This is a genomic window from Oerskovia sp. 140933 (assembly GCF_059651515.1).
Genome location: NZ_JAMXIO010000068.1, coordinates 1 through 3259 on the forward strand (window position 1 = coordinate 1; position 3259 = coordinate 3259).

General features: G+C 74.7%; 4 protein-coding genes and 1 tRNA gene. 4 read left to right on the forward strand and 1 reads right to left on the reverse strand.

Going from position 1 to position 3259, the window contains the following annotated elements; all coding sequences use genetic code 11:
- Positions 1-170 precede the first annotated feature (170 nt).
- Positions 171-1028 carry an oxygenase MpaB family protein gene (locus tag NHG27_RS18880; protein WP_497017344.1) on the forward strand — a complete coding sequence of 286 codons (858 nt, stop codon included), beginning with the start codon at positions 171-173 and terminating at the stop codon, positions 1026-1028.
- Positions 1029-1115: 87 nt separating this feature from the next.
- Positions 1116-1189 (forward strand) — tRNA-Leu (locus NHG27_RS18885).
- Between the two features lie 6 nt (positions 1190-1195).
- Here NHG27_RS18885 and NHG27_RS18890 read toward each other — a convergent pair.
- The gene (locus NHG27_RS18890; protein ID WP_497017345.1) at positions 1196-1591 is read right to left on the reverse strand and encodes a VOC family protein; all 396 of its coding nucleotides are present in this window, start codon (positions 1589-1591) and stop codon (positions 1196-1198) included.
- Positions 1592-1745: 154 nt separating this feature from the next.
- On the opposite strand from NHG27_RS18890, the gene NHG27_RS18895 reads away from it, so the two are divergent.
- Both NHG27_RS18895 and NHG27_RS18900 read left to right on the forward strand, forming a co-directional pair.
- Positions 1746-2174, forward strand: a complete 429-nt coding sequence (locus NHG27_RS18895) for a helix-turn-helix domain-containing protein (protein WP_497017346.1) — start codon at positions 1746-1748, stop codon at positions 2172-2174.
- 152 nt (positions 2175-2326) lie between these two features.
- Entirely contained in the window at positions 2327-3094 is a 768-nt protein-coding gene (locus tag NHG27_RS18900) for a DUF6882 domain-containing protein (RefSeq protein ID WP_497017347.1), read from the forward strand.
- The last annotated feature ends 165 nt before the right edge of the window (positions 3095-3259 follow it).

The window sequence follows — 3259 nt, forward strand, 5'->3', positions numbered from 1 at the left end:
CGGTCCCGGAGACGGGGCCGCCCTCGCGGAGTGCGTGGTGCCGTCGATCGGCGCGGCTCGGCGAGACGGGTGGTCCGGCCCGAGGCAGGTGCCCGCGTCACGGCCCGGACCACCCGTCTCGGACCGAACCACCCGTTTCACGTGGAACGGTGGCGGCGCACAATGGACGGGTGAGCACTCGCGTCGTCGCCGATCTGCGGACCCGTGCGGGCCGCGCCCTGTTCGAGCGGGTCGCCGGCCCCGACGGCCCGGCCGAGCGGTCCCGGATCCACGACACCCCGGGACCGCGCTGGTTCGCGGAGGACTCCGCGATCGCGCGCGTGCACGGCGACGCGTCGATGTTCGTGGGTGGTCTGCGCGCGCTGCTGCTCCAGTCGTTGCACCCGCTCGCGATGGCCGCGGTCGCGGCGCACTCGGGGTACCGGGGCGACCCGTGGGGGCGCCTGGCCCGGACCAGCACGTTCCTCGCCGTCACGACGTTCGGGACGGTCGAGCACGCGCAGCAGGCGGTCGACGTCGTCCGGTCGGTGCACGTCCGCGTCCGTGGCACGGCCTCCGACGGTCGCCCGTACGCGGCCGACGACCCGTGGCTGCTGCGATGGGTCCACGTCGCGGAGGCCGACAGCTTCCTCGCCGCGCACCAGCGCTACGGCGAGCGTCCCCTCGACGCCGCGGGCTGCGACGAGTACCTCGCGCAGGCCGCGACGGTCGCGGACCGGCTCGGGGCCGTGGACCCGCCCCGCTCGCGCGCCGAGCTGGCGCGGGCGTTCGAGGAGTTCCGCCCGCAGCTTGCGCGGACCACCGAGTCCGACGACGTCGCCCGCTTCCTGCTGTCCGAGCCGCCACTCCCGTTCCTCGCCCGGGGCCCCTACGCGGCGCTGGGGGCGGCCTCGGTCGCGTCGCTGCCCGCATGGTCGCGGCGCATGATCCCGGTGCGGTGGCCCCTGCGCGGGGAGTCGGTGCTGGTGCGGGCGGGTGGGCGGACCGTCACGAAGGCGATCCGCTGGGCGCTGGCCGGGTCGCGGTAGCGGCGCGGGACGCTGTCAGCGTCGAGGAGAGCCGACGACGTGGTCCCGCCTGTCGGCCCGACCACGGCCGGGATATCCTCACCCCCGGCCCCCATAGCCCAATCGGCAGAGGCATCCGACTTAAAATCGGCGCAGTCTGGGTTCGAGTCCCAGTGGGGGCACCGGTCCTACGACAACCCTGTCGGTCCCTCCGGCTCGGGGTCCTCGGCGGCCTCCTGCCCGAGCGACACCTGGTTCCCGTCGGGGTCGAGCACGCGGGCGACGCGCTCGCCCCAGGGCTGGTCCTCGGGCGGTGACACCACGACGACCCCGGCGGCGGCCAGGTGCGCCACGGCCTGGTCGCAGTCGTCGACCGTGACCCACAGGTGCGTGCGCCCGACGTCGGCGCTCTCGCGGCCGACCCCGATCCCGAGCGAGCCGTCGCCCACGGTGACCGAGACGTACACGGGTGGCCCGTCGTCGGGGAACTGGTACGTCACGGTGCCGCGCAGCAGGTCGCGGTAGAACCCGAGCGACCGGTCGAGGTCGGTCGTGACGAGGATGGGGAAGAGCGTGCGGAACATCGGCGGGCCGCCTCTCGCGATGGTCTCCTCGGGGCCGTTCCCACGTTACGCCAGCAGCAGACGGACCACTCCTGCGGGCGTCCGGGTCTCGGGGCGGCGCTAGGTTGAGGGGACGAGGGCCACCGCGCCCACGACCGCGACGAAGGAGCAGGCGATGGCAGCCGCTGGCCAGGTGGTGCTCGTCGGGCGCCGGACCGCCGAACCGTTGCTGCGCCACGTCGTGGGCGGCATCCTGCGGGCCGAGCGGACCGAGCAGGCGCGCACGCTGCTCGACGTAGCGCTCTCGGCGCAGGTCTCGACGGCGTACCTCTCGGAGGTCGAGCGCGGCCGCAAGGAGGCGTCGTCCGAGGTCCTGGCCGCGATCTGTCGTGCGTTGGGCCTGCGTGTGGTCGACCTCCTGGCCCGCAGCCAGGACGAGTTCGACGCCGAGGCCGCCCGCCGGGCCGGTGTCGAGCGTCGCAGCCTCACGTCGCAGCAGCGCGCCGCGCGCGAGCTCCACGCGCTCGGTGCGTCGCCCCGGCGCAGCTCGGCACCGGTGCGCACCACCACGCCGACCACGACGGTCCTGCTGCTCGCCGCCTGACGGTCGCGCCCGGCGCGGCCGGCGGCGCGTGCGCCAGGCTGCGTCCGTGCCTGCCCCAACCCCGGTTCCGCCGAGGGTGAATCGTCGCGCCACGCGCGGCGTTCTGTCCGTTTCGCCGCGCGCGGGGCGCGGGTCGGTGGTGTGCTGTCTGGATGTCGCAGACGAACCCGGCCCCGACTCTCGACGACCTCGTGGATCGTGCCGTGATCCTGTCGACCGAGCACCAGCTCCACTTCGCGGACCTGGGGGGCGAGTCGGCGTGGGACGCGGATCTCGAGGCGGGCATGGTGACGTTCCACAGCGAGGTGCCGCTCGTGTGCGGGGCGCACTTCCTGGGGGCGGCGGTGCCCAGCACGAGGAGCTGGTTGTGGGGGTGGAACAACGTCAACAACTTCCCGGCGTCGGTCGTGGCGGCGGCGGAGCACGTCAGGCAGCGCGGGGTGACGGGTGGGATCTTCGAGCTGAGTACCCCGGAGATCCTCCTGACGGACGCGGTCCCGTACCGGCTGGCGCTGGCTGCGAAGGCCGTGACGGGGCACTTCACGCACTTCGCGGGCCCGACGGGCGGGGGCACGTGCGCGTGGTTCCTGCTGACGCACCCGCGGTTCGAGCTGCCGCAGGCGACGGTCGCGCGGGTCGCGCGCGTGGTCCCGGAGGGGCTCGGGAGCACGGCGGTCGCCGATCACCGTCGGGCAGTGCGCGCCTACGCGGTCCTGCGCGGGCTGGACATCCGGTGGGAGGACGCGCAGACGGCCGTCGTGGGGGTGAGCGACGGGGACGTGACGGTGTCGTTCGACGAGCGCGGTCGCCTGAGCGGGGTGTCGGTGGAGCTCGCGCCCGGTCCGGAGCCGGTGCCGCCCACGGTGCCCGCGCGTCCCGAGCGGCCGGCGCGCCGAGGCTGGTTCGGTCGCACGAGGTAGCCCGGGCGGGGCCGCCCGTGTGCGGGGACGAGCGGCGCCGTCGGGCGGGGGAAGGCCCGACGGCGCCGCTCGCCTAGGTGTACTGACCAGGACCGTTGTTGACGTGAAGAGAGACCTCCGTGTCGAGTGGGAGCTGTCTAGGAACCCGGCTCTGACCAACGGAGG

Bases quoted from the DNA above. Each gene is read 5' to 3' on its own strand.
- NHG27_RS18890 (WP_497017345.1), bottom strand. From the start codon at position 1,591: ATGTTCCGCACGCTCTTCCCCATCCTCGTCACGACCGACCTCGACCGG.
- NHG27_RS18895 (WP_497017346.1), top strand. From the start codon at position 1,746: ATGGCAGCCGCTGGCCAGGTGGTGCTCGTCGGGCGCCGGACCGCCGAA.
- NHG27_RS18900 (WP_497017347.1), top strand. From the start codon at position 2,327: ATGTCGCAGACGAACCCGGCCCCGACTCTCGACGACCTCGTGGATCGT.